Source organism: Paraburkholderia sp. BCC1876 (genome assembly GCF_902833695.1).
Taxonomy (GTDB): domain Bacteria; phylum Pseudomonadota; class Gammaproteobacteria; order Burkholderiales; family Burkholderiaceae; genus Paraburkholderia.
Window position 1 is genome coordinate 298,829 of the sequence record NZ_CADFGI010000004.1, and the last position, 18,717, is coordinate 317,545.

The window sequence follows — 18,717 nt, forward strand, 5'->3', positions numbered from 1 at the left end:
CACAATCCGTTCCATGCCTCAACGGCGGGAGTCAAACATGAAAAAGATCGCAGTGGCGTTGGTGATGATTGGGAGCCTGAGCATTGCGGGGCAAGCCTCGGCTCATGGCAATGGCGGCGACGTGGTCGGTGCGCTGATCGGCGGGGCGTTGCTGGGCGCGGTGGTGACCTCTGCGCTGAATCCGGCGCCGGTGGTGGCCTACCAGCAACCGGTGTATGCGCAGCCCGTTTATGCGCAACCGGCGTATCAGCCGGCCCCCGTGTATGCGGGTCCGCCGCCGGGATATTGCTATGACCAGTACAGCGGCGGCTATGTCGCGTGCGGTGGGCCGCCTCCGCAAGCGCAATACGGGTATCCGGGATATCCGCAGCCTCAGCCGGGTTGGTGAGCGTCCGGCGCGCCTCGCGCGCGCTGTACGAACATAAAAAAGCCGTCGCCTTTGAAGCGACGGCTTTTTGTTTCATATGCCGCTCAGTGCCGGTGATGCAGCCATTCCGCGTAGTGCGTGTCGAGCCAGCGCTCGAATTTTGGCGGCCTGGTCTTGTGGTGATAGTGGGACGCTGCCCAGATAACCACGCCGACCAGCAGCATGACAACGGGTCCCAGCAAATAAGCCAACAACGATTCAGACATGGGAGCCCCCGTGTTGGGTTGCGTCGGACTTTAAGTTTAGGCGATGAATCGCGGGAAAAAAGGGCGACGTGATGTGCGTGGAGGCGTCCTATTCTTCTCACCTTTTAAAACGCCGCGAAGAAGGCGATTTCCTTTTTTGTGACAACGATTTAAGTCGGGCGTTTTAGGTCTTGTGTACCAAAAAGACGACTCGATCACGGTTTCTCAAAGCAGGTGTCGCGCCGGAAGCGTTGATCGTTAGACACCACTCACCCCCCGGCTTTCCGCCCACTCTCGATTTGCGAATCGACGAAGTCCGCCCAGCCCTGCACCTGTGCACGCTGCTCCGCGGCGTCTTCCTGGTTCGTGTCTTGACCGGCGGTTTCATCTGCCGCGTCGGTCGATTGCGTCAGGTTCCGCAAATGCGCGGCCGCCGTGCGCCGGAAGTCATGCAGGACGAAATGCTCCACCTCCAGCCCCAGCGCTTTGACCGCCTGATTCAGCGTGCTTTTGGCGATGGGTTTGTCGTCGCCCCTGACGCTCGGGAATACGAAGCTTCCACTCGCCCTGGCGTGCTGAAGCTCGCGCAGCATCGACACGGCCTGACGCGACAGAGGCACCCGTTGATCCTGGTCCTTATTCAGACGTGCGGCGGGTATCGTCCAGCGTGCGTGGTCCAGATCGAATTCGTCCCAGCGCGATTCCACCAGATCCGATTTGCGGGCCATCGTCAGCACCAGCAGATGCAGCGCCAGCTTCAACGGGCGGCGAATGCTCGACGCGTCGATAGCGCGCAGCATGACGCCGATCTCGTCGCCGGAAAGCACGCGGGTGCGGCTGTCGAACGTGGCGATGGAGCGCGCCGGCACGACGTCGGCCGGATTGCTGGTGGCGAGCTGGCGGGCGATCAGATACGCATAGAGACGCTTGATCACGTTGCGCGTGTGCAGCGCCATTTTCGGCGAACCACGGCTTTTGATGCGCTCGCAGATCGCGACGACGTCGTCCGCGGTCACCGCTTTGATCCCCATGCCGCCGATGGCCGGCAACACGTCTTTGTCGAGCGCGCGACGGGTGGTGCGGCGGTATTCGGCCGATTTGCCCGCCATTTCCGTTGCAAGGTACAGCTCGGCGGCTTCGCGCAGCACGTCGGCTTTGCTCTCGGCGCCGCGGTCCCGGCGCGCCGTCGCGACCGGCGAGACGCCTTGCGCGACCATCTCCGCATACTTCTGCGCCTTGGCCCGCGCGACCCGCAGCGAGATCATCCGATAGTCGCCGATCGTGGCGAGCGGCTGGCGGCGGCCGTTCAGCGAATAGCGGAAGCGCCAGACCTTGGTGCCGGTCGTCATGACTTCGATGACGAGGCCGTTGCCGTCCGCGACGCAATAGCGGGTGGCGCGCGGTTCGAGCGCGCGAATCTGGCTTTCGGTGAGCGGGACGGCTAGTCGGGGCATGCTGGGATCGCGGGTACGTGGCCAGCGGGGATTTTAGCGCTTATCCGGTCTGTGTACCAAAGATTGGCTGTGTTTTGGCATCACAACGGTAGGTTGAAGGTGGCCGATCGGAATGTGGTGGCTGATCAAGCGAGCCTTTCTTGATGAGGTTTTCTGTCAAGCTAGCGAACAAGCCGAGCACTCACTACTTCCCAATACAGAACCTGCTGAAAATCACCCCAAGCAGATCGTCCGAGCTGAATTCGCCTGTGATCGAGTTCAGTTGATCCTGGGCGAGCCGAAGTTCTTCCGCAAACAGATCCAGCGCCTGCGAGTTCTGATCCGCGTGCGCGGCCGCCGTCGCGAGATGCTCCTCGGCGGCGCGCAGGGCGATCAGATGCCGCTCGCGCGCCAGGTAGACGCTTTCCGCGCCCGCTTGCCAGCCGGCAATCCGCAGCAACTCGTCGCGCAGCAGCGCCACGCCATCGCCCTGTTTCGCCGATAGCCGCACCTCGCTGAGCTCGGCGTCGGTATCGAGCGCTTGCGTCGCTGGCGCGAGGCCGGTCAGGTCGGTCTTGTTCAGCACGCGCACCACCGGCACACCGCCCGGGAAGCGGGCGGCGATCGTTTGGTCTTCGGCGGTCATGCCGATGCGCGCATCGAGCAGATGCAACACCACGTCCGCGCGTTCGATCTCGCTCCAGGTGCGCGCAATGCCGATCTTTTCGACTTCGTCCTCGGTATCACGCAGGCCCGCCGTGTCGATCACGTGCAGCGGAATGCCTTCGATCTGGATGGTTTGCGCGACCTTGTCCCGCGTCGTGCCGGCGATCGGTGTGACGATCGCCAATTCAGCGCCGGCCAGCGCGTTCAGCAACGACGATTTGCCGACGTTCGGCTGCCCCGCGAGCACCACCGACAAACCCTCGCGCAGCAGCGCGCCTTGGCGCGCTTCGCTCAGCACGTGCGCGAGGCGTTCGCGAATGCGTGTGAGCTTGCCGCGGGCGTCGGCGGCTTCGAGAAAGTCGATTTCCTCTTCCGGGAAGTCGAGCGTGGCTTCGACCAGCATGCGCAGCGTGATCACGTCTTCGACCAGCGCGTGAATGTCGCGCGAAAACGCGCCGTCGAGCGAGCGGCCGGCCGAGCGCGCGGCGGCTTCGGTGCTGGCCTCGATCAGATCGGCGACGGCTTCGGCTTGCGCCAGGTCCAGCTTGTCGTTGAGGAAGGCGCGGCGCGTGAATTCGCCCGGCTCCGCGAGACGCAGGCCGAACGCGCGGCCGGCGTCGACGCAGCGCTGCAGCACGAGTTGCAGCACGACCGGACCGCCGTGGCCTTGCAGTTCGAGCACGTGTTCGCCGGTGTACGAATGCGGCGCCGGAAAGTACAGCGCGATGCCACGGTCGAGCACGTTGCCGCTGCCGTCGAGAAACGGTACGTAGCTCGCGTGACGCGCTGCGAGCGACTGACCGGTGAGCGCCAGCATCAACGGCTGAGCCGCCGCTTCGCCCGCACGGCCGAACGAAATCCGCACGACGCCGATGCCGCCTCGACCGGGTGCGGTGGCAATGGCGACGATGGGATCTGAATCGGTGGTGAGCATGGGGTGCTTGGCAAAAAACGGAGGAAGGGCGGCGCGGCGTAGTGTGGGCCGAGTGGGCCGACGCGGCGCGAGGCATTGTAACGCGAGCGTTTGCCAGGGTTTGCGACGGGCGGCTTCCAGCAACGGTGGCGCGTCGCATCGGTCACTTTACCCCGCCAGTTGGGATTTATCTTAAATAAGCTAGGAATGTATCGTGGTTTCCGAGAATAATTAGGAGCGCGTAGGCCGGCCGAATCGCCTGGAAGGCCATCCAATAAGGAAAAGATCGAAAAATTTGAAATCGGCGGAACGCGTTGCACGAAGCGGCAGACAAGCTAAATTTATCTCAATTACGCCACCCCATAGCCCGCGGGGTTGTCAACAGACCGGACGCAGAATTGCACAATCCGGCGCATGCCGACCAAACAAGAAAAAGCCGCCTTCGCCAAGAGACTGAAGGGCCTGCTGGAACCGCTCAAGATCCGCGGTGGGACGAGACTCGCCAAGGAATTCAATAAACACTATCGCGGCGAACCGGTGACACCGCAAACCGCGCATAAGTGGCACTCGGGCAGCACCATTCCGATGCCCGACAAGTTGCGCACGTTAGCCGAATGGCTGCTGGTGACCGAACATTGGCTTCGCTATGGACCGTCGCCGGGCATGGCCGCGAAGCCGCTCGCTCGCGAGGAGAAGTATCCGCCGTCGCCTGAAATCATCGAACTGGCTTCGAAGATCGGCGCGCTGAATCCGAAGGACCGCTTTCTGGTCGAGGAGATGATCGTGCGGTTTTACGGTGAAGAGGTGGAACCGGTGGAAGAGATGAAGGCGGGGGAGGGTGAGACGTAGCGTGTGTTGCGGGGTGTGGGTGCGATTGCTGTGACCCGCCTCGGGCACCACTTTCTGCCAGCGATTCGGATTTATCTCAACTAAGCTAGGATTGTTACCGCGATTGTTGAGACAAATTAAGGCTTTCTAAGATGGTCATGTCGCTGGCACGCCCGCCATACAAAGAAAAATCAAAAAATTTGAATTCTGCGAAACGGCTTGCGTGAAGCGGGATACAAGCTAAATCTATCTCAAATACGCTAAATCATAGCTCGTATGGTTGTCAACTGGTTAGACGCTGAATTGCACAATCTGGCCCATGCCGACCAAACAAGAGAAAGCGGCCTTTGCCAAGAGGCTGCGTGACCTGCTAGAACCGCTGAAAATTCGCGGCGGGACCAAGCTCGCCGAACAGTTTAATCTGCGCTATCACGGGGAGCGTCCGGTGACGACGCAAGCCGCCCACAAGTGGCTGTCGGGCGCGACGGTTCCGAAGCCGGACAAGCTGCGCATGCTGGCCGAGTGGCTGAATGTGAAAGAGCATTGGCTTCACTACGGACCGGCGCCGGGCGCGAATGCGAGGCCGCTCGCGCGGGGCGAAAAGTATCCGCCTTCGCCCGAAACGATCGAACTGGCGTCGAAGATCGAGTCGCTTACCCCGAAGGACCGGTTCCTCGTGGAAGAGATGATCGTGCGTTTTTACGGCGAGGATACGGCGGGAGAATAACCGCGGCGTTTGCCGGCCGAACGTTGACGCGCCGACCATGAAAAAAGCCGCCCGGTTTGCACCGGGCGGCTTTTCTTTTTACGCGCTGCTGCGGTTTTAATACCGCGATCAGCTGGCGTCGGCGTGAATCGGTCTTGCGGACGGCAAGCGCGTTAGCGCTCGCCGTCAGACCCGATCTCAGGCCGCTTTCGTCTTCGACTTGCCCATCATCCGCGTGATGTAGTATTGCTGGGCGATCGACAGCACGTTGTTCACGACGTAGTACAGCACCAGACCGGCCGGGAAGAAGAAGAACATGACCGAGAACGCGATCGGCATGAACATCATCATCTTGGCTTGAACCGGGTCCGGCGGCGTCGGGTTCAGACGCGTCTGCAGGAACATCGAGACGGCCATCAGCACCGGCAGGATGAAGAACGGATCCTGTTGCGACAGATCGTGAATCCACAGAATCCACGGCGCGCCGCGCATTTCCACCGACGACAGCAGCACCCAGTACAGCGAGATGAACACCGGAATCTGAATCACGACCGGCAGACAGCCGCCGAACGGATTGACCTTCTCGGTCTTGTACAACTCCATCAGCGCCGAATTCATCTTCTGCGGATCGCCCTTGAAGCGTTCGCGCAGCGCTTGCATACGCGGCGTGATCGCCTTCATGCGCGCCATCGACTTGTAGCTCGCGGCCGACAGCGGGAAGAACACCGCCTTGATCAGCAGCGTGAGCAGCACGATCGACCAGCCCCAGTTGCCGACATAGCTATGAATCTTCTCGAGCAGCCAGAACAGCGGCTTCGCGATGATCGTGACCCAGCCGTAGTCCTTCACCAGTTCCAGACCCGGCGCGATGCCTTCGAGCATGCGCTCTTCTTCCGGACCGGCGAACAGGCGCGCGGAGACGTCGACCGTTTGGCCCGGCGCAATCGTCGCCACCGGTTGCTTCACGCCGACGCGATACAACGCCGGATCGATCTTCTCGACGTAGATGTCGCGCTTCACGCCCTGCTTCGGAATCCACGCCGACGCGAAGTAATGCTGCACCATCGCGACCCAGCCGTTGTCGGCCGAATTGACGAAGTCTTCCTTGTTCTTGTCGATGTCGCTGAACGTCATCTTCTGGAAGTGATGCTGGTCGGTGTAGACAGCCGGCCCGATGAAGGTGTGCGAGAAGCGCGGCGTTTCCACCGGCTGATCGTCACGCACCAGTTCCATATAGACCGACGGCGTCACCGGCACGGTGCCGACGTTCTCGATCTTCGTGTCGACGCCGATCACATAGCTGCCACGCGTGAACGTGTAGGTCTTGATGACCTTCACGCCACCCTTCACCGGCGATTCGAAGCTGAGCTGGAACGATTTTTCGTCGCCCGTCAGATCGTGCGGCTGGTTCGGCAACGGCGTGTAGATGTCGTTGTGGTTCGGGAAATCGCCGCCGAGCAGACCGGTGCGCGCCAGATACGTATGGTTCGCGGTGCGGTCGAACAGCGTGATCACCAGGTCCGGCGTCTTGCCGTCGCCTTGCTTCACGAGCGACAGCTTCGACAGCGTGCCGCCGCGGGTGTCGATCTCGCCGTTATAGACGTCGGTGCTGAACTTGATCAGTTGCGATTGCGCGGCGGCCGGCGCGTTGCCCGGAGCAGCTGCGTTCGTGGCCGGCAAATCGGCGGGCTGGGTTCCCGGCGTCGTGGTTCCCGGTTCGGCGCTACCGACGGTGTGCGTCGGCGTGGCGCTCGGGAAGAACATCGACGGGCGTCCGTGGTCGCGTTGCCAGTTGTCGAACAGCATGACCGCTGACATGAAAAAGATGACCCATAGGACGGTGCGTTTGATATCCATGCGTTGTCTCAGTGTCGATGGAACGGCGCGTCAGCGCTTTTCAGAAGTGGGAGGCGGGACGAGATCGATGCCGCCCGCGGAAAACGGGTGGCAACGGCAAATACGCCTGGCGGCGAGATAAGTCCCGCGCGCGGCGCCATGATACTGGATTGCTTCGCGCGCGTAATCAGAGCAGGAAGGGTAAAAACGGCACCGGTTGCCGAGCATTGGGCTCACGGCAACCTTGTAGAAACGCAATAAAGCGAAGAGTACCGTTTGCATGGCTGGTGCGGCTAACAGCGCCGCGCAACGTGGAGGTCCGGGTGGATGCCCGCGCAGCAGGGCTGCGGGAGCCGCAAAGCGGCGCAACGGGCAGTCACTTGAGCGTCATTCCGTTTGGGGCGCTTCCGCGGGCGGCGCCTGACGACGGACAATTTCGCGCGCTGCCTTGTCGAGCAGCGCCTCGATTTCGCTGCGGCACAACGCCCTCAAAGGCGGCGACGAGGCGCTCGGCAAAGCTTTCTTGTCGAAGCGCGTGTGCAAACGCAGCAGCACATCCCAACCGCCGAATTCCGCGCGACGCAGCCGGAAGGCTTCACGCGCGATTCGACGTACCAGATTACGCGTGGCCGCGCGCGGCGCGTACTTCTTGCCGATTACGAGGCCAAGACGTGCGTCGTTGCCGGTGGGCCGGCCGTACACCACGAAGTGCGCGGTGCGGCGCCACGGGCGCAAACGAAAAACGGATGAAAATTCATCCGTTTTCAGTAGCCTTGCGGCTTTGGGGAAGGCGGCTTGCGCTCGCAACGGAACCGAGCCCAGTTGCTGCGCCCCACCTGTTCCCGCCTCACCGCGGGCTTCAGTCACAGCGCGCAATCCGCTCGCCTGCCTTAGATGGCGAGGCGCTTGCGGCCCTTCGCGCGACGTGCGTTGATGACCTTGCGGCCACCTGCGGTCTTCATGCGAACGCGGAAGCCGTGGGTGCGCTTGCGACGGGTAACGGAAGGTTGGTAAGTACGTTTCATGTTGCTCTCACTTGATCGACTGATCGAAAAATAACCGCACGATCATCGCTGAAGCGGCAATGGCCGGAGGTTTACAGAATTGGTTTTCGCGGAACCCGCTATTTAAACCGGTTTTCTGTTGGCCGTCAATAGTTTAGCGCTCGCCGGCCTGCGACGGCGCTGGCTCGGGCCGATGATCCGTCCCTGTGGATAACTCCCTTCCGGGTAGCATTTGGCGTTAGAATCTCGCCTTACTTCCCAAAAATCCTGCACGCCGCTCCGGCTCGCTTGCCCCGCAAACCCTTGTGGCACAAGCGCCTGGAGCCGTTACGCCTGGCTGCTCAGGGCCTTGTTGCGCGCACGCGACAGGGGCAGCGGCGACCGCCGTGCACACCATAACGACAGCAACTCGATGAACGATTTCTGGCAACACTGTTCCGCATTGCTGGAGCGTGAGCTTACGCCCCAGCAGTACGTGACGTGGATCAAACCGTTGGCCCCGGTCGCCTTCGACGCCGCTGCGAACACGCTTAGCATCGCCGCGCCGAACCGCTTCAAGCTCGACTGGGTCAAGAGCCAGTTCTCCGGCCGCATCGCGGATATGGCCCGCGATTTCTGGCAAGCCCCGGTCGACGTGCAATTTGTTCTGGACCCGAAAGCCGGCATGCGCGCGCCGCAGGCCACGTCGTCGCCGGGTTCGACCCGTACTGTTTCATCTTCATCCGCGCCAATGGGCGGTAACTCTGGCGGTGGCGCCGCAGTGGACGCGGCCGTCGGCGCCGTGCAAGCGGCGCATGCCACACGCGCCGGCGGCGTGAACGCTGCCGCGCAGCAACATGCGAACGCGCGCGCGGCATCCGCCGCCGCCGAAGACGCCGCCGACCTCGATCTGCCCAGCCTCGACGCGAACGAAGCCGCGGCCGCCCGTCGCACGTGGCGTCCGGGTCAGAGCGCGAACTCGAACGGCAATGGCGAAAACGATTCGATGTACGAGCGCTCGAAGCTCAACCCGGTGCTGACCTTCGACAACTTCGTGACCGGTAAGGCCAACCAGTTGGCGCGCGCCGCGGCGATTCAGGTCGCGGATAACCCCGGCATCTCGTACAACCCGCTGTTCCTGTATGGCGGCGTCGGCCTCGGCAAGACCCACCTGATCCACGCGATCGGCAACCAGCTTCTGATGGACAAGGCCGGCGCGCGGATTCGCTACATTCACGCGGAACAGTATGTGTCCGACGTGGTGAAGGCGTACCAGCGCAAGGCGTTCGACGATTTCAAGCGCTACTACCACTCGCTCGACCTGCTGCTGATCGACGATATTCAGTTCTTCTCGGGCAAGTCGCGCACACAAGAGGAATTCTTCTACGCGTTCGAGGCGCTGGTCGCGAACAAGGCGCAGGTGATCATCACCAGCGACACGTATCCGAAGGAAATTTCGGGCATCGACGACCGTCTGATCTCGCGCTTCGACTCCGGCCTGACGGTGGCGATCGAGCCGCCCGAGCTGGAAATGCGCGTCGCGATTCTGATGCGCAAGGCGCAATCGGAGTTCGTGAGCCTGAACGAGGACGTCGCGTTCTTCGTCGCGAAACACTTGCGCTCGAACGTGCGTGAGCTGGAAGGCGCGCTGCGCAAGATCCTCGCGTATTCGAAGTTCCACGGCCGCGAAATCACGATCGAACTGACCAAGGAAGCGCTGAAAGACCTGCTGACGGTGCAGAACCGCCAGATTTCGGTGGAAAACATTCAGAAGACGGTCGCGGACTTCTACAGCATCAAGGTCGCGGACATGTATTCGAAGAAGCGTCCGGCGAACATCGCGCGGCCGCGGCAGATTGCGATGTATCTGGCGAAGGAGCTGACGCAGAAGAGCCTGCCGGAAATCGGCGAACTGTTCGGCGGGCGTGACCACACCACGGTGCTGCACGCGGTGCGCAAGATCGCAGCCGAACGCAGCACTGACGCGCAACTGAACCACGAATTGCACGTGCTGGAGCAGACGCTGAAGGGCTAAGCAAGTCGACTGGGAAAAACGACCTGTTTATTTCCAAACTCGCCCCCATTTTAGTGAGGCGGTTCTGTTTTCAGGCACAATACAGGTTTAACCGCCCGGCGGCCGCGGGCGGATTTCACGCTGTGGCAGGCGCTGCGTGGCGCCGGCGGGGGGCCACGGCTGTGAGCTGGATCGCTTGCCTGGCAAGGCGCGCAGGCCGTTATATCAACGAAGGAACTCTATGCAACTGGTCAAGACCGAACGCGATAACCTCCTCAGGCCGCTGCAAACCGTGAGCGGCATCGTCGAACGCCGCCATACGTTGCCGATCCTCGCCAATTTGCTGATTACCAAGAACGGCCCTGACGTGTCGTTCCTGTCCACCGACCTCGAGTTGCAGATCACCACGCGTGCCGATTTCGGCGTGGGCGGCGATTCGGTGGCGACCACGGTGGCAGCAAGAAAGCTCCTCGACATTCTGCGCGCCATGCCCGACGGGCAGGTCACGCTCACGCTGAACGACAAGCGTCTGACCGTGCAATCCGGCAAGAGCCGCTTTGCGCTGCAAACGCTCGCGGCGGACGAATTCCCGACGGTCGCGCAAGCTAAAGACTACGGCGCGAACCTCGTGGTTCCCCAGAAAACGTTCCGCCAGTTGCTCGGCATGGTCCATTTTTCGATGGCCCAGCAGGACATTCGCTACTACCTGAACGGCATGCTGCTGGTAGTGGACGGCGATCAGTTGATGGCAGTCGCAACCGACGGCCACCGTCTGGCGTTCTCGTCGATGAAGATCGAGGGCACGTTCGCGCGTCAGGAAGTGATCATTCCGCGCAAGACGATTCTGGAATTGCAGCGTCTGCTGGAAGACATCGACGACACGCTGAAGATCGACATCGCGCAAACGCAGGTGAAGTTCACGTTCGGCCAGGTCGAACTGGTGTCGAAACTGGTGGAAGGCAAATTCCCCGACTTCCAGCGCGTGATTCCGAAGTCGCACAAGAATCAATTTTTGATCGGCCGTGAAGAACTGCAGCGCTCGCTGCAACGCGCCGCGATTCTGACGTCGGACAAATTCAAGGGCGTGCGCTGCATTATCGAGCCGGGCCAGTTGAAGATCATGTCGACCAACGCCGATCAGGAAGAGGCGCAGGAAGAACTGGAAATCGCGTACGACGGCGACAGCGTCGATATCGGGTTCAACGTCACGTATCTGCTCGACGTGCTCGCGAACCTGAAGGTCGACATGTTGCAAGTGAGCCTGGGCGACGCCAGCTCCAGCGCGTTGATCACGATTCCCGAGAACGACGAGTTCAAATACGTAGTGATGCCGATGCGCATCTAACGCGTCCAATACCGAGAAGACACCAAGGGGCGCAGTGCCCCTTTGGCGTTTTTATGGTGTTTTGAAAAGTCCCGAGCAGCAACCTTGCAGTAACGCAGAACCGGAAAAAATCCATGACTGAAACGAACAATACGCAACCCGACAACAGCTACGGCGCCTCGTCCATTCAGATCCTCGAAGGTCTGGAGGCGGTGCGCAAGCGGCCGGGGATGTACATCGGGGATACATCGGATGGCACCGGTTTGCATCACCTCGTGTTCGAGGTGCTCGACAACTCGATCGACGAAGCATTGGCCGGGCATTGCAACGACATCCAGGTGATTATTCACGCGGATAACTCGATCTCGATCACCGACAACGGCCGCGGCGTGCCGACCGGTCTGAAGATGGACGACAAGCACGATCCGAAGCGCAGTGCCGCTGAAATCGTGATGACCGAGTTGCATGCCGGCGGCAAGTTCGACCAGAACAGCTACAAGGTGTCCGGCGGTTTGCACGGCGTGGGTGTGTCGTGCGTGAACGCGCTGTCGGCGTGGTTGCGTCTCGTGATTCGTCGCGATGGTAAGAAGCACTTCATGGAGTTTCACCGTGGTGTGCCGCAGAACCGCATCATCGAAGAGATCGATGGCGTGGCCGTGTCGCCGATTCAGGTGACGGGCGATACCGAGAATCGCGGTACCGAAGTGCACTTTCTCGCCGACGACACGATTTTCGGCAATGTCGAATATCACTACGACATCCTGGCGAAGCGGATTCGCGAACTGTCGTTCCTGAATAACGGCGTGCGGATTCGTTTGACGGATCAGCGCTCGGGTAAGGAAGAAGATTTTGCGTTTGTGGGCGGCGTGAAGGGTTTTGTTGAGTACATCAACAAGAACAAGGCCGTGCTGCACCCGAATATTTTCCACGTCAGCGGCGAGAAGGACGGCATTGCCGTCGAAGTCGCGATGCAGTGGAACGACAGCTACAACGAAAACGTGCTGTGCTTCACCAACAACATTCCGCAGCGTGACGGCGGCTCGCACCTGACCGGGTTGCGTGCGGCGATGACGCGCGTGCTGAACAAGTACATCAACGATCACGACGTCGCCAAGAAGGCGAAGGTCGAGACGTCGGGTGACGATATGCGCGAAGGGTTGTCGTGCGTGTTGTCGGTGAAGGTGCCGGAGCCGAAGTTCAGCGCGCAGACGAAGGACAAGCTGGTGTCGTCGGAAGTGCGCGCGCCGGTGGAGGATGTGGTCGCGAAGGCGCTCGAGGAGTTTCTGCTTGAGACGCCGATCGACGCGAAGATCATCGTCGGCAAGATTGTCGACGCGGCTCGCGCGCGGGATGCGGCTCGGAAGGCGCGGGAAATGACGCGTCGTAAGGGTGTACTCGACGGCGTTGGCTTGCCTGGGAAGCTCGCGGATTGCCAGGAAAAGGATCCGGCGAAGTCCGAGATTTATATCGTCGAGGGTGACTCGGCAGGTGGCTCGGCGAAGCAGGGTCGTGATCGGAAGTTTCAGGCGATTTTGCCGTTGCGCGGTAAGGTGCTGAACGTTGAAAAGGCGCGGTTCGATAAGCTGATTTCTTCGGAACAGATCGTTACGCTGATTACCGCGTTGGGTTGTGGGATCGGCAAGGACGATTACAACCTGGAGAAGCTGCGTTATCACCGCATCATCATCATGACCGATGCTGACGTGGACGGTGCGCATATCCGGACGCTGTTGCTGACGTTCTTCTATCGCCAGATGCCGGAGATGATCGAGCGTGGGTTTATCTATATCGCGCAACCGCCGCTGTTCAAGATCAAGGCGGGGAAGGATGAGCGGTATTTGAAGGATGAGTCCGAGGTTAATGCTCACATTTTGAAGCTGGCGTTGCAGGGCTCGGAACTGGTGCCGGCTGAAGGCGCTACGCCGATTACTGGTGACGCGTTGGGTGAGTTGGCTCGTGCTTATTTGCTGGCGCAGGCGGTGGTGAATCGGTTGAGCCGTTTGTATGACGCTGGCGCGCTTGAAGCGGTGATGGATGGGGTCGTGATGGACCTGTCCAGTGAGGAAGCGGCTGAGGCTTCGGCTCGGGCGATGGAAGCGAAGTTGCGCGATGAACCGCTGAAGCCTGAAGTTAAGGTGACGACGATGTATGACGAAGTGCGTGAGTTACGCTCACTGCGCGTCGCGCGGACGCATCACGGGAATCAGAAGATTTTTGTGCTGGATGAAGAGTTTCAGCTGACTGCGGATTACCGACAGCTTATTAATACGGCTAATACGTTTAAGGGGTTGATCCAGGCTGGGGCGGTGATCAAGCGTGGTGAGCGGAGTATGGCGGTGACGGACTTCAAGAGTGCTATGAAGTGGTTGCTGGCGGATGCTGAGCGCAACATCTCGAAGCAGCGGTACAAAGGCCTGGGTGAGATGAATCCTGGGCAGCTTTGGGAGACTACGATGGATCCGACCGTGCGTCGTCTGCTTCGTGTGCAGATTGAGGATGCTATTGCGGCTGATGGGATCTTCACGACGCTCATGGGCGATGATGTGGAGCCGCGGCGAGCGTTTATTGAGTCGAATGCGCTTAGGGCGGGGAATATTGACGTTTGAATGGGCATTGTAGCGGGAGTCATAACCTGAGATTTTGAGAGGCATCCGTTGAGACATTTATTGATGGATGCGTTCCGATAGCTCACATGACGGCACGCTAACCGGCGTCATAGGCGCAGGAAGGAGGGCCACAGTGCGTTGAGTTGGCCCTCGTTTTTTTTCAAACTCGGCAACAATCAGGGCGGCTTTTCAGCCCGATTTCTGCTGCGTTCGGTGTTTCGTTGGTTCTCGCCTGAGCTTTAGCCCAATGTACTGAAAGCGATTCAGCCTGCGGAAGCGCCGCCCAGCTCACGCACAGCGGCTTCGTTAGTTGCCAGGGCATCGTAGTCGGGATGACCCTGTTGCTTGCTCTAGAGATTGTGGTTCTTGTAGATAGACGCACGGCGCTCACTGCCTCCGAAAGACGATGGTCGTTGATGCGCTACTATCTGACGCGGGAAAAAACGTGGAATCTGGCGAAGTCGGTGACGGTGGAGTGAACGGCGGCTATGGACGGGCTGCTGTGCTGAGGTGCATTAATTTCGGTTACGAAGCTTCGATTTAGCTTTGGTTACGGGGCTCTTGACGGCCGCTGAGCCTTACGCGGTCAGCGGTAACCAGATTTAATTGTCCTAGGGCGCTGAAGCATTTTCCAGCGCCCTTTTTTTGCGATTGCCCCTCATATCTTTGCTCTTTGCGCAGGCGCGGTGCACCATGACCGGGCGCCCGGTACCGGGTTACGAATACAATGAGCGGCCCGACAGTCCTCGGCGGGAACCGTCGGCGGCGCGTATCCACACTTCTTAAATTTCAATGAACGCCCAGTTCCCTCCAGCCAAACTCTTCAAATATCGTTCGTTCAGCACGACGACTTTACGGATGTTCAGCCAGGCGGAGGTTTTTTTCGCGAAGCCTTCCACTTTCAATGACCCGTTCGATTGCAACCCTCAGGTGCACGTCGATGTCGAGTGGCGTGAGGTCGAGCGCCTCTGGAAGGCCGTTGCATTGAAGCAGATGGGCAGAGAGCGCGCGGCCCAAGCGATGGCCAGCTACCGCTATAACTCGACTGAGCATGGCAGGCACGACGATGACGGCGATGGGACCGCGAGCTACTTGAGCTACATGGTCCGCGATATCGACGTGCACCTTAAAGCGCAGTTCAAGGACTACGGTGTTCTGTCGATGGCGTCGAGTTGGGACAATCCCCTCATGTGGAGTCACTATGCCGACGAACATCGCGGAATTTGCATTGAATACGAAACTGACGACCACCGGTGCAAAGTTCTGGGGCCGGTTAACTACCGCTCGAGCCGATTTATACACGTCAGTGACCTGCATCTGTGGCTGATTAAGCGCTCGGCGGCGGCGGAGAAGAAAATTTTCAACCAATACTTCTTCGCGAAGGCGCCTCAGTGGCGCTACGAGCGTGAGTGGCGCGCCGTGTCTCAAATAAATGGAGCGCAAGACCGGCCGTTTCGTATCCGTGCAGTCCACTTTGGACTGCGCTGCGACGTTGCAATCGTCACGACGATTGCAAAGCTCTTCGAAGATTCAAGGGAAGACCCGAAGTTTTACAGGGTCACGCCGCGCACCGACGGCTTCAAGCTCGGCCGCTACCAGCTCGACGGATTGGAAATTGCAGCCTTCGGGATACGCGAGTCAGAACACTTCACCATTGATGACTTTGAATTTGACCCATTGACCGCAACCGGAAAGATTTCTGGGCGTCGACTCGTGTAGTCGCGAACCCAATCGTTCACCGCGGCGGGCTCCGCGCTAGCCGGAGCGATGCCTAATGGTATATACAATACGCATAGAATCTTGTTGATTACACGGGGCGCCGCCAGAGACGGCATAAGCCCTGACGAAGCCAACGTTTGCTACTTTCCCAACATTGCTGGATACGACCTTTCTCCAGAACGTTGTCAGGTAATATATTCCGGACAAGACAAACGAGCAGCAGGAGGGGGAAGTGCAAGAGACGATACCTTCTTCCGGCAAAGGTGAATCGTGGCTTTAAGATTTATGCTGTTCCTGTTGAAGTGTCCGGAGAGGTGACGGTTGGTCTGATGTGCGCGTTCTTTGATGACGCGGAGAGCCCTCTGACGTCTTGGCGCCTTCTCACGCACGACGAGGTAACCTTGGACCTCTTGCACGCGCTAACAAGAAGCGAGATTCCAGTTCACATGTTCGACGACCAGAATCGAGAACTTCTCGGCTATCGGGCGCGGGTCGACGTGCCGCTCATGGCAAAGATACGCTTGGAGCATGTGAAGTATCCTGAATTGGACCATGAGAGCTTCGTCGCCGCCCACGAACAGGCGAATCTGTGGTTTGGCCTACGGGGGGCGCAGGAGGACACAGAGGCTATTCACATTCAGTTCGTCGAGCCGTCGTTCCCTGAGGAACTAGTAGTATCGGACTTAAGGCCGGACCTGTACCAATTCCATGGCGGTCGAGGATATGGCTTCACATCGCTTGAGAGAAGTGAGCCTGGCGCGTACCAGGAGCTGGACATCATCGTGTTGCTCCAGCGGGTCTTCAGGCCGGACCAGATTTATCATGCTCCCAAGAGACACTATGACAAAGAGGAAATTGCTGACGTCCTCGTGATAACTGACGACCTGTGCCTCGTTGTGCAAGCCAAGGATTCGCCGAATACGGAGCAAACGCTGAATCGCAGTCTGGAGCGAAAGAAATCTGTCTCCGTGCACCAGGTCAAGGAGGCACTCAAACAAGTGTCTGGAGCTGTAGGCTACCTTCGCAAAACGCGCCCGCTTCGGATGATTCTCGGTGACCGGGAATTTTCAACCGACCTCAGCAATCGCAACGTACTCTCGCTAGTGGTGGTCCGCGAGCTGTTCATCGACAAGTACGCTGAATACAGCAAGGCATTGTTCGAAACGTTCCAGCAAACTGAACTGCCGTGCATCGCGCTCGACTACGGAGAGCTCCATCAGTACACGACCTATTGCCGGGACCAAGGGATGTTCCTGGGAGCATACTTTCAGGTGTTCGACACGGCGCGCGAGCTGGGCGAATTTCCGAGGCTACGGTTCGGTATGAGAGATGTGCACGCCCTGTGGCGTAGAAGCGAGTAGGTGGAGAGCATCCCCACGGATATTCATCTGGGTGAAGTTCCGATGGCAGATAGCTGCGTAGTGAGAGCGACACTCCCAACGCGGCGGGGCTTCCCGTCTCGACCTGGGGAACAGACTAGACGGTCTTGTTCACGATTGCGCTCGCGGGATGGTCGTCAATCATCCTACGAGCCACTTCAGCCAAGAACGAGTCCGTGTCGGCAAAGATGTGAGCAGTTCGCGGAGACACCGTTGGATTCCGGAACTCGCCGGGAAACAGTATGCGCTCCTGCCGGAATCCGTAGCCAACGTTGTCGACGGCTGACAACGTCAAACCAATTTTTGTCTCCCGTAACAGCTGATAGACCTCTTTTTGTTCAGCGACGGGCGTCCTTTCGCCAAGCGCAACGGTCACGATGGCTTCTTGAGGAACGTCCACAGTTAAAACAGGGAAACCTCTTGTGTCGGTGCACTCCGCTTTCTTGCAGTCCTGAAGGGCGCGAATAATTCGCACCTCTTCTTCGTACTTCCACTCGGTGGATTTGGCACAGAGCTCTGCCAACGGGACTGGCTCCGATTTATAAGAGTCGATGTGCTTCTTTGGCCGCCCGTCAACATACTCGACCGGGATTTGACCGATGAAGAACTTGTGGTCGGCATCGAAGGAGATGACTGCGCCTTGATATTGGTCTGCGTAGTGCGACCACATCAAAATTGAGTTGGGAGACCTCGACAGACAAAGAATGCCAACCTGCCGATTGAGTTCGTCGAGTATATGTCTTGATGTGATATCGCTTGCTACCTGGCCGTCAGCCAACTGGACGACTGCCTCCAACGGATTCGCGCGGCGCGGAGCGAGAATGTCGAACGAGAAGCTGACTTGTTCTTCCCCTTGGTCGGCGCGCACGATTATCTCTGGCAATAGTTCGAACGGGTCGTTGAACGCGCCCGGTTGGGTTATGCGGATAGACCCTCCGAGTATTCGCCTCAAGGTAGAGATGTTCACGTACTTGTGCAGGAGGTTCTTTGTCATTACTGCCTCGTTTAGGTGTGCGTCAGAAATGCCACGCATTGCGATGGTGGATTGCACTAGACGATACGGCGGCCGACTTATGTAGGTGGCTCCGGGCGCTGTGTCGATGCTCATTGTGCCTTGAGGTTGTTTCGGGACAACACGTTTTTCGCGCCATGGACTTTTTCCGACTTATGCATTTCAACTATGTCTTTGGCATATATTGCGAATCGGCGCGTCGAAATCTCGGTAACGGAATAGCTGCCACTTGTTTATCTAGGAGAATAAAGCACATACACTTCAGCATAGGACTTTATCAACCACGTAACGGGGGCATTATGGGAAGCTCAGGCTCGGGCAACTTTTCGGACTATCCTGGAACGAAGGCCAAGGAAGTCACCGGAGAAGGTACCGGCATGGCCGGTGGTACAAGCGGCGTCGACAAATGCAAACAGGCGTTTTCTTGCCTGCTGGAGGATGTCGGCAACAGCGACTTCTATTCGCAATTCAAGAAGGTCCCCGCTGTTGGCGACCAGTTGGGCATTGTCTTCGACAAGAAGCGCATCTTCGCAGTCGATGTGAACAGTGTGAAAGTTGGAGCGCTCCCCACAGCGTTCAACTATCTCGCGGCCTGTCTCGCAAGCGGCGTAAGCTACGTCGGCGTGGTTAGTTCGTCTGCAGTCGCGCCTGTTCCCACCGTTGAGGCCGACTTCGCGCCGCAATAA

17 protein-coding genes are annotated in these 18,717 nt (G+C 59.2%); 9 read left to right on the forward strand and 8 right to left on the reverse strand.

The window, feature by feature from the left end; all coding sequences use genetic code 11:
• Nucleotides 1-37 precede the first annotated feature (37 nt).
• Entirely contained in the window at nucleotides 38-388 is a 351-nt protein-coding gene (locus HWY05_RS16735; protein ID WP_176058967.1) for an ecotin precursor, read from the forward strand.
• 83 nt (nucleotides 389-471) lie between these two features.
• Here HWY05_RS16735 and HWY05_RS16740 read toward each other — a convergent pair whose 3' ends face one another.
• The 3 genes from HWY05_RS16740 to mnmE form a co-directional block, all read right to left on the reverse strand.
• On the reverse strand, nucleotides 472-633 hold the full coding sequence (locus tag HWY05_RS16740; protein WP_176058968.1) for a hypothetical protein: 162 nt from the start codon (nucleotides 631-633) through the stop codon (nucleotides 472-474).
• Nucleotides 634-881: 248 nt separating this feature from the next.
• On the reverse strand, nucleotides 882-2,066 hold the full coding sequence (locus HWY05_RS16745; RefSeq protein ID WP_176058969.1) for an integrase arm-type DNA-binding domain-containing protein: 1,185 nt from the start codon (nucleotides 2,064-2,066) through the stop codon (nucleotides 882-884).
• A gap of 184 nt (nucleotides 2,067-2,250) precedes the next feature.
• A complete protein-coding gene (gene mnmE / locus HWY05_RS16750; protein WP_176058970.1) occupies nucleotides 2,251-3,645 on the reverse strand; it encodes a tRNA uridine-5-carboxymethylaminomethyl(34) synthesis GTPase MnmE in 1,395 nt (464 codons plus the stop codon).
• A gap of 393 nt (nucleotides 3,646-4,038) precedes the next feature.
• Between mnmE and HWY05_RS16755 the strand changes: the two genes are divergently transcribed.
• Together HWY05_RS16755 and HWY05_RS16760 are read left to right on the forward strand one after the other, a co-directional pair.
• Complete coding sequence (locus HWY05_RS16755; RefSeq protein WP_176058971.1) at nucleotides 4,039-4,473, forward strand: XRE family transcriptional regulator; 435 nt, start codon at nucleotides 4,039-4,041, stop codon at nucleotides 4,471-4,473.
• Between the two features lie 298 nt (nucleotides 4,474-4,771).
• Nucleotides 4,772-5,179 (forward strand): XRE family transcriptional regulator, encoded by a 408-nt coding sequence (locus HWY05_RS16760; RefSeq protein ID WP_176058972.1) that lies wholly within the window; start codon nucleotides 4,772-4,774, stop codon nucleotides 5,177-5,179.
• Between the two features lie 177 nt (nucleotides 5,180-5,356).
• Here the strand turns inward: HWY05_RS16760 and yidC are convergent, their stop codons facing one another.
• The 4 genes from yidC to rpmH form a co-directional block, all read right to left on the reverse strand.
• Nucleotides 5,357-7,015, reverse strand: a complete 1,659-nt coding sequence (gene yidC / locus HWY05_RS16765; protein ID WP_176058973.1) for a membrane protein insertase YidC — start codon at nucleotides 7,013-7,015, stop codon at nucleotides 5,357-5,359.
• Between the two features lie 30 nt (nucleotides 7,016-7,045).
• On the reverse strand, nucleotides 7,046-7,276 hold the full coding sequence (gene yidD, locus HWY05_RS16770) for a membrane protein insertion efficiency factor YidD (protein WP_081936011.1): 231 nt from the start codon (nucleotides 7,274-7,276) through the stop codon (nucleotides 7,046-7,048).
• A 105-nt stretch (nucleotides 7,277-7,381) separates the two neighbouring features.
• Nucleotides 7,382-7,870 (reverse strand): ribonuclease P protein component, encoded by a 489-nt coding sequence (locus tag HWY05_RS16775; RefSeq protein WP_231584989.1) that lies wholly within the window; start codon nucleotides 7,868-7,870, stop codon nucleotides 7,382-7,384.
• Between the two features lie 14 nt (nucleotides 7,871-7,884).
• Nucleotides 7,885-8,019 (reverse strand): 50S ribosomal protein L34, encoded by a 135-nt coding sequence (rpmH, locus tag HWY05_RS16780; RefSeq protein ID WP_004198824.1) that lies wholly within the window; start codon nucleotides 8,017-8,019, stop codon nucleotides 7,885-7,887.
• A 391-nt stretch (nucleotides 8,020-8,410) separates the two neighbouring features.
• Here rpmH and dnaA point away from each other — a divergent pair, with 391 nt between their 5' ends.
• From dnaA to HWY05_RS16805, 5 genes are all read left to right on the forward strand, one after another.
• Entirely contained in the window at nucleotides 8,411-10,012 is a 1,602-nt protein-coding gene (gene dnaA / locus HWY05_RS16785; RefSeq protein WP_035562529.1) for a chromosomal replication initiator protein DnaA, read from the forward strand.
• A gap of 220 nt (nucleotides 10,013-10,232) precedes the next feature.
• A complete protein-coding gene (gene dnaN, locus HWY05_RS16790) occupies nucleotides 10,233-11,336 on the forward strand; it encodes a DNA polymerase III subunit beta (RefSeq protein ID WP_035554206.1) in 1,104 nt (367 codons plus the stop codon).
• Between the two features lie 113 nt (nucleotides 11,337-11,449).
• Nucleotides 11,450-13,921 (forward strand): DNA topoisomerase (ATP-hydrolyzing) subunit B, encoded by a 2,472-nt coding sequence (gyrB, locus tag HWY05_RS16795; RefSeq protein WP_035554203.1) that lies wholly within the window; start codon nucleotides 11,450-11,452, stop codon nucleotides 13,919-13,921.
• 792 nt (nucleotides 13,922-14,713) lie between these two features.
• On the forward strand, nucleotides 14,714-15,640 hold the full coding sequence (locus tag HWY05_RS16800; RefSeq protein ID WP_176058974.1) for a DUF2971 domain-containing protein: 927 nt from the start codon (nucleotides 14,714-14,716) through the stop codon (nucleotides 15,638-15,640).
• A 446-nt stretch (nucleotides 15,641-16,086) separates the two neighbouring features.
• Nucleotides 16,087-17,001, forward strand: coding sequence for a hypothetical protein (locus HWY05_RS16805; protein WP_176058975.1), 915 nt, complete (start codon nucleotides 16,087-16,089; stop codon nucleotides 16,999-17,001).
• Between the two features lie 115 nt (nucleotides 17,002-17,116).
• Here the strand turns inward: HWY05_RS16805 and HWY05_RS16810 are convergent, their stop codons facing one another.
• Complete coding sequence (locus HWY05_RS16810) at nucleotides 17,117-18,013, reverse strand: DUF2971 domain-containing protein (RefSeq protein WP_176058976.1); 897 nt, start codon at nucleotides 18,011-18,013, stop codon at nucleotides 17,117-17,119.
• Nucleotides 18,014-18,330: 317 nt separating this feature from the next.
• On the opposite strand from HWY05_RS16810, the gene HWY05_RS16815 reads away from it, so the two are divergent.
• Entirely contained in the window at nucleotides 18,331-18,717 is a 387-nt protein-coding gene (locus HWY05_RS16815; RefSeq protein ID WP_244146622.1) for a hypothetical protein, read from the forward strand.